General features: G+C 65.0%; 6 protein-coding genes. 1 reads left to right on the top strand and 5 read right to left on the bottom strand.

What is annotated here, in order from left to right:
• Positions 1–326: transposase (locus BM355_RS13420; protein ID WP_143109527.1), on the top strand; the 326-nt coding region annotated here is incomplete at its 5' end.
• A 41-nt stretch (positions 327–367) separates the two neighbouring features.
• On the opposite strand, the gene BM355_RS13415 is transcribed toward BM355_RS13420, so the two are convergent.
• The 5 genes from BM355_RS13415 to BM355_RS14245 are packed head-to-tail and all read right to left on the bottom strand — an operon-like array spanning position 368 to position 7,529.
• Complete coding sequence (locus tag BM355_RS13415) at positions 368–2,113, bottom strand: type IV secretory system conjugative DNA transfer family protein (protein WP_091699537.1); 1,746 nt, start codon at positions 2,111–2,113, stop codon at positions 368–370.
• A complete protein-coding gene (locus tag BM355_RS13410; protein WP_091699534.1) occupies positions 2,103–3,692 on the bottom strand; it encodes a hypothetical protein in 1,590 nt (529 codons plus the stop codon). Before BM355_RS13410 ends, BM355_RS13415 begins: the two co-directional genes overlap by 11 nt.
• Complete coding sequence (locus BM355_RS13405) at positions 3,692–5,203, bottom strand: SCO6880 family protein (RefSeq protein ID WP_091699531.1); 1,512 nt, start codon at positions 5,201–5,203, stop codon at positions 3,692–3,694. Before BM355_RS13405 ends, BM355_RS13410 begins: the two co-directional genes overlap by 1 nt.
• The gene (locus BM355_RS13400) at positions 5,200–6,819 is read right to left on the bottom strand and encodes a hypothetical protein (RefSeq protein ID WP_143109526.1); all 1,620 of its coding nucleotides are present in this window, start codon (positions 6,817–6,819) and stop codon (positions 5,200–5,202) included. Before BM355_RS13400 ends, BM355_RS13405 begins: the two co-directional genes overlap by 4 nt.
• Positions 6,819–7,529, bottom strand: coding sequence for a DUF8175 domain-containg protein (locus BM355_RS14245; protein ID WP_143109525.1), 711 nt, complete (start codon positions 7,527–7,529; stop codon positions 6,819–6,821). The genes BM355_RS13400 and BM355_RS14245 overlap by 1 nt, the downstream gene beginning before the upstream one ends.
• Positions 7,530–7,549: the final 20 nt, after the last annotated feature.

Here is a 7,549-nt window from a genome sequence, read left to right as displayed (position 1 = left end):
CCGGGGCGGCGCGGACCCGACCGGAGGCGGTGATCGCGGACCGGGCCTACGCCACCGGGGTGATCCGCACCGAACTACGCCGCCGCCGGATCCGGGCGGTCATCCCGGACAAGAAGGACCAGATCGCCGCCCGCCAACGGCGGGGTAGTCGCGGCGGGCGACCCCCGGCCTTCGACGGGCAGGCCTACCGCGGGCGCAACGTCGTGGAACGGTACTTCGCCCTGGCCAAGCAATGGCGCGGCTTGGCTACTCGCTACGACAAGCTCGCCATCACCTACCGCGCCGCCGTCACCATTTGCGCCATTCTCACCTGGCTACGCGCATAAGGGAGACACGCCCTAGCTGGATGATGGAGAGCGACAGGTAGTTAGCGAGCCGCTGGCTCTTCTCCTCGGGGATCTGACACACGTCCTTCGTAGTACTTCTGAGAATCCGCTGCATCGTTGCCATACGGTTTAGTGCTGAAGTGTTCCAGCTCGATCAGCCCGGCAGGCATGCCTGAGCTGGTGAGGATGGCCCTGCCGCGGGGTAAGGCAGCCAGGTCGGAGACGTCCAGGATGTGTTCGCGTTGGACTGAGGTGGACACTGACCGTCCTCCCTTTTGGGTCGAGGAAGTGCGGCGGATGACGTCGTGGTCTCCGATGAGCTGGGAGAGGAAGGGCAGGAAGGTGCTGTCTGAGAGTCCGGAGCCAGCTACTCGGATGTTCGCAGCGGACCAGAGTTTCTTCATGCCCTTCTCTCCGAAGGCTTCCAACCCTTGATCCCATCCCTGGAAAAAGGAAGAGAGCACGATTCCGCGGGAGCCGTAGTGGGAGTACACGTCGGGTAGTTGGCGCCAGCGCACTACGTTGGCTACCTCGTCTAGGACACCGGTCATCGGGGGGGAGAGTCGGCCGCCGGGTTGGAGGGCTGCGGTCTCCTCAGCTTCGGTCAGGACGGCCACGGCGAGGGCTGCGGTGATGGCCCGGGCGGTGCCGGCCCCTTCTTTGGAGATCAGGTAGAGGGTATCGGTGGTGGTGGCGAAGCGCTGGTGGTTGAACTCTGCGCGGCCGAGCTGGCCGGTGTCTCTGATCCAGGGGATGACTCGTTCGTAGGAGAGCACGTTCACCCAGGGCCGCATGGTCCCGTACACGCCGTCACGCTGCTTGGGGGTCAGGGTCTGGATCTTTCCTAGCGACTCCGCCAGGGCGGGGTGCCCGTGCTCGTAGAGCAGGTTTCGGGGGGTCTTATCGTCGGGGTCTTGGGCCCAGGTGAACACCTCGGTGATGGGCCGGTCTGCTACGGCGGCGGCGTAGAACATGTGTGAGAGCAGGCGCTTGCCGTCGGATTCGAAGTAGGCATCTTGGGTGGCCCCGGCACTGGTGGCTGAGGTGATGAAGATGTCGGTGAGGGCTTCGGCCCGTTCCATGGAGGTCACGAAGCTCAGCGGGTTCCACCACCAGGTGGGCTCTTCGCCAATGATTCCTTGGATGTCGTGGACCCAGACCACTCCGGTGCGGGAGCGGGGTCCTCGGGTCAGGTCCACGATGTCGCGCTTGTTGGAGGTGGCGATCGCCGGGCCTTGGGTCTCCAACAGCTGAGGCACGCACACGCAGGAGGTCTTACCAGCCCGGGGGCCCATCAGCCAGATCTGCACCCACTCCCAGGAGGCGTAAAGGCGTTTGCCGTTCTGAACCAGTTTGGCCAGGGGCACCCCGATCCCAGCTTTCTGCGCCCGCAGCCTGTGGGCATCCTGAGCTGCAGCCTCGGCGGTGAGGGAGTCGAAGTCCTTTGCTTTGGCCATCCGCCCGGCCAAATGATCCACCCGCGACCGACCCTTGCGCTGACGGGCCACCGCCCACACCAGCACTGCCAGAACGATCACGGCCAGGACCATGGCGGCCAGGAAGAGAAAGAGCTGGGTCCGGCCCACGGGGGCCGTCCCGGTGATCTGATCCACCATCACGCTCACGGGGTTGGCCTCCCCGGTGGGGACGGTGGGGTCCAGGGCGCCGGCCCCGATCCAGGCCATGACCGTGAGCATGGCCAGGGCCAGGATGCTGGTGAGGATCAGCCAGGGGGTTTCGGAGGAGCCGGGTTGGCTACGGCGCCCAGAGCGGGGGTCATTGAACATTCCCGGTCCTCATCTGCCAGTCGCGGTTGGTATTGGTGGTCTCCAGCTCCACATCAGTGAGCTGAACGTGTAAGGGCACTCCGGCCGCCTTGCCGGTCTTAAGAAGGAAGTTCCCGGCCCCGGGGCGCAGCCCGGCCTGACCGGTCCAAGGGTCCACGGGGGCATCAGCAGTCCAGTCCCCCAATAGGGAGACCTCGGCCTGAGAGAGATCGAAGACCTCGCGCAGGTTGCCCATCTCTGAGGAGGAGAGCCCACCGAGGAAGACCATCGCGGAGCGTTCCACGAACCCCCAGGCAGTGGCGGTCAGCTGCGGGGTTTCCAGTTTGAGGTCATTCATGGTGTGGGTGATCATCACCTGGGCCATCCCGCGGGAGCGGTTCAAGCGGGTCAGGGAATCGATGAAGTAGACCATGTCCGCACTGGCCCGCAGGATCTTCCACAGCTCATCCATCACCAGCAGGTAGGTCCGGCGCGGCCGGCCCTCATCCTGGGCCAGGTAGGCCTCGGCAGAGACCGTGGCTGAGCCCAGGTTCCAACACAGAGACTGCACGGCGGCCATCAGCAGATGATCGGACTCAGAGACCCCGGAGATGTCAAAGACCACCGGCTTGCCCGGTTCCATGTGCTGGGAAGTCGGTTTGGAGAACATATCCCCATACACCCCGGCCGGGCCCAAGGAGATCAGGGCATCCAGCAGGTCCCGGGTGCGCTGATCATACTCGGAGTCCCCGTGGTCCTGGGTGACCGTCTTCAACGCTTGGGGGCGGGACTGGATATAGGTGACCAGATCCCCCAGCAAGGGTGGGTCGCCCAGGTCTGGGTCCAGTTCGGTCAGGGCGGTGGCCAGCAGGGAGGACTCGTGCGGGCGCAGCTCTCGGCCTAAGAGCATCCCGGTCAATCCGATGATCAGCGCCCGGCGTCGGGCGCGCATCTCCTCCATGGCCTGATGCCGTGCCTCGGGGTCGGAGATCTCGCTGAGCCTGCGCACCATTGGCCCCAGATCCAGGGGGTTGATGTGCCCCTGGCCGGGCGAGAAGGTGATGCGCTGGCCGCCCAGGCGCTCTACGGCCCACACATAGTCTGGCTTGGAGTCGGCCAGGATCAGGGGGATCACTCCCCAGTCGGCCAGCACGGCCAGCATGCGGTGGACCAGGGCGGTCTTTCCCAGGCCGGGCTGGCCCAGGATGAACGCGCTGGGGTTGGAGATGATTCCGGAGAGGAACCAGGAGATTGGGTCGGCGCAGACCAGGGATCGACGTCGCAGGTGATGGCCCAGGGGGGTGCCGATCACCGGCATCCCCGCTCCAGCCGAGAAGGGGTAGAGGCCGCAGATCTGATTGGTGGTCCCTTGGACCTCGAACGGGGCCTCCAACCACCCAGCCGGTCCCCCTGCCTGTCTGTTCCACCCCCGGGGGCCCGGGCGGGAGCGATTATGCTGGCGCTGCTCGGCCAGGCGGGCCAGGATCCCGCCCTCCTGGCTGGTGGTGCGCCGTCGGCGCTGGCTCTTCCGGGCGGCCTTCTCCAGTCGGGAGACGTCCTTCTTGGTCAGGGTCAGCCCTGGCTGCTGTGGCTGGTTCATCAGAAGAACTCCCTAATCGATTCGGGGACCAGCATTTGCTCAGAGAGCACCAGGCCCAAGGGCAGACCAGCCTGGAAGGTGACTGCCTGGTTGGCCAGAGCCGGGCGGACGCGCAGCCGGGCCTGGGAGAGCATGTTCGGGACCTGCCGGTCCCATCGGCGTAGCTGCTCGGCATCAGAGACGGTGAAGGTGATCACCAGCCCGAACCGGGTCAGCCCTGCACCTCGGGCCTCGTCCTGAGCTGTCTTCTCCGCGGCGGCCATGCGCAGCTGGGCCCGGGCGTTACGTCGAGTCTGGGATCCAGCGAAGGCAGCGTCATTCTGTTCCTGCTGCACGATCGCGGTGGTCCGCTCGGCCGGGATCGGACGGAAGAGCATCGTCACCCGCTTGCGCAACACCCCTGGAGTGGGCTCCAGCAGACGCCGCAGGGCATTGGAGGTGAAGTTGCCTTCCGGGCCCTTGTACATCGTCCAGGACTTGGACACTGCCCGGTCGTGTCGGTAGTGATCGAAGGCGTCCTGAGCGAATGAAGGGCCGGCGTCCTCCCAGTTCAACCCTGTTCCCCCAGAGGCCTGCATCTCCTCGACCGTGGTGGCCACGGTCGGGTCGAAGGCCACTCGGGTGGCATCGATGATCTGTTGGGCGGTGCAGGCCTTGACCGAACCGGCCCCGGTGCCGGCCAGGCCGGAGACGATCCCGGGCAGTCGGTTTCCGATGTCCTCAGCCATCTCCTCTACTCCGCGGTCCCCGGTGCGCCCATCCAGGCGCTTGCCGTTGAAGGTCACCGTCAACCGGGCCACCAGCTGTGGGGCTCCGCCCTCATAGGTCGCCGCGATCCGGTCGGTCACCTCCCGGGCAAACTCTGGAGCATCCTCGGTGCGAGAATCCGTGAGCATCCGGTGCAGGCGCACCCCTGAATCAGGGGCTGACTCGATGGTCACCGAGGCTCCTTGGATGCCATCATCCATCCCTCGCTGGGCCAGCCAGGCACCCCACAGGGCCACCCGTCGCTCGACCTCTTCCTGATCGACCAAGCTCTCCCCCTCAGGGTGAGCCTCGATCACCACTGTGTAGGAGTGGACCCCGTTGCCTGAGAGGCGCAGTAGAGCAAAGGGCTGGCCGTAGGCGTCTCGGTGCTCACTGAGTTCGCTGCGGGCCATCAGCCCTGGCAGTCGGGTGGCCCCATCTGGGGTGCCCTTGCCGGTAGGCCCGGCCAAGTAGAGGTCCTTGTTGCTTCGTTCTTTGATTCGCTGACCGATTCTGAGCATGACTCTCCCAAACAGACTGCGCCCATGACGGACGGTGACCTTCGACAGGACCAACAACAGGGCCGTCACTAATACCAGGGCCACGGCGGCCAGCGGCCGCCCGGTGGCCATCAAGGCGATCATCAGCAAGATCACCGGGATCAAAGCGATGCTTTGGCCCATGCCCAGACCGAACAGGCCCGAGCGGCGCGGGACCGTTAGATTGCCGAACACCTGCGGTTCAGTGCGGATATCCACGCTCATACCTGCCCCCCGGTCTCATCCTCAGGTCGCTCCACCGCGGAGCCCCTGGCCACTTGGCCGCGCATCTGCGTGGCCGCACGGGCGGCCTCGGACCAAGACCGCAGCTTCGAGCCCTTCGCCGCGGTCCCACCAGTTCCTGGCGGGACGCTGTTTCCACCACTGTGGGAGCCGGCGCCAGAGGCCATGCCCTGGGCCCCACTCGGCACAGACGGGCTCGGTGCCTGCTGAGAGGAGGAGCCCTCAGAGCCTGCGGACGTCCCCGGGGATGCTCCAGCGCCAGCGGGTGTCCCGGTTCCTGTGCCAGAAGAATCGGCCCCTCCGGCAGTCGAGGAGTTCGCGGCGGAGCCCCCTGAGGTGCCTGCAGTAGACGGGGCTGCACTTGAACTGCTCCCCGGCGATGACGACTCGGCAGACCCACTTGATCCACTCTCGGCTGTGGCTCCGCCAGCAGTGCTGGCAGCGTCGCTGCCGGACGTCGAGGAAGCGCCCGAGGCGGTCCCGGCCCCGCCATCGGTGGAGGTATTGCCCGTCGAGCCTGAGGGTGGGCTGTCTGAGGAGCCACCGGAACCTCCGCCGGTTCCACCCGTGGAGCCACCCGGAAGATCAGGGGCACCCTTGGCACCCTTACCGGCTGCTCCCCCAGCGACAGCGCCAGCTGCCCCTCCAGCGGCACCCCCAGCAATAACGGCGGCACCAGCTGCGACCGACACCCCGGCACCGATCGCAGCCGCACCCGAGAATGCGCCAGCACCGACAGCTGCGGCCGGGACAATGAAGCGAATCAACGCCGGCAGCGACAAGGCGGCCAGACCCAGGATCAACAGGCCCGTCAGACCACTGATCAACGAGCTGTGGAAGTCATCCATTCCCTCGATCTCGATCAGCCCGTCATTGAGGATTCGGAAACCCAGAGCGTAGATCCCTGCTGCCACCGGCTTGAAGAGCAATAGGGCCAAAAGCCACCCATTGGCCTTCTTCCATGCCTGAGCTCCAGCCTCAGTGCCAGAGCTAGCAGCCAGGACCACGATGAAAGCCAGCAGCACCAGGAACATGACGTTGCGGAAGATCATGAACAGGAAGTTCACGACCGAGCCCAGCAACATCAGCATGTAGATGAAGAACGCCACCCCGATGTTCGAGCTCATTGCCCCGGCAGGTGAGAGCAGCTGGCTGAAATCAACTTCCTGCCCGGTGGCCCGATCAAGCAGCCACTGGGCGGTGGCATCACCTGCAGTGAGCAACAGCGGGATGGCGGCCATATAGACCCCCGTGGCCAGAATCATCCGGAACAACTGCGAGCCGATCCCCACCATCGCACCCCGGGCATCCTGGGAGACCACCATCTTGATCAGAGCCATGAAGAAACCGATCAGGGCAAAGACCCAGACGAAGTACCCCAGGTCCGACTGCAGTGCCGCCAGACCTGGAGAGTCGAAGTCCGGGTCAGGTGCTTCCATCCACCAGGTCCCGATGACCTTCATCATCGCCATCGCGCCCTCATACAGGCCCTCGACAAAGTCCCCGATGACACCCTCACCGACTTCGCCGAGCTTCTCCGCACCAGCGCAGATCAGGTCGAACGGGGCACACCCCTCATCGCTCTCTTGATTCGTCATTAGCGCCACCGAGTGAATACAGAACGATCTGTGACGGCATCAACCACCGGTGTGGGTGTTCCAAGATTCAGGCGCCAATCGTTGGCATTTTCATCCCAAACCAGGTCCAAAGTCATGGCCACGTCGCGACCACCCTGCCGGGCGAGGTACTGAACGGAGGCCTCTTTCTCATCGGACATCAAGATTCGGTAGCCCTCAAATACCGGAGGGTCACTTTCCCCGTAAGCTGGACCGGCACTTGGGCTAGGGGCAGACACGAGGCTGTCTTCGGCCAGTGCTTCTTGCTCTCCAACGGCATAAGCGGCATAGAGGTTGAGCCCTGCGAACAGCGCGCCCTTGGGGCTCTGAGGGAAGCAGCCCCACAAGTCGCCGTGTTTTGCTCCCGGACCATAATCGGGCGAGGTGGGGATGATGACACCCGAGGCGTGTCGATCCCATGTTGTCTCTGGTGCTGTGGCGGGGAAGTCCTGGTCGTCGTTCAGGTCTGCTGTGCAAGCCCCGGCAGTCTTCGGGGGTTCGTTCTCCGGGTTGGTGGCAGTCGGTGACTGGCTTGATGGAGTGCTGGTTGGGGGTGGTGTCGTTCCTGGTGGTGGGGCGGGGTCCTCGGAGCGCGGGATCAGCAGGCCCGCGAGAATCCCTCCGATGATCAGCAGGAGCAATGCTCCTGCGATGATCCATCCCCGTCCCAGGGGGTCTTTCTCTGCAGCCATGGTGCCCTCCTCCTGTGCTG

Origin of the sequence: Micrococcus terreus (assembly GCF_900116905.1) — a bacterium.
GTDB lineage: Bacteria > Actinomycetota > Actinomycetes > Actinomycetales > Micrococcaceae > Citricoccus > Citricoccus terreus.
This window is presented reverse-complemented; position numbering and strand designations above follow the sequence as displayed.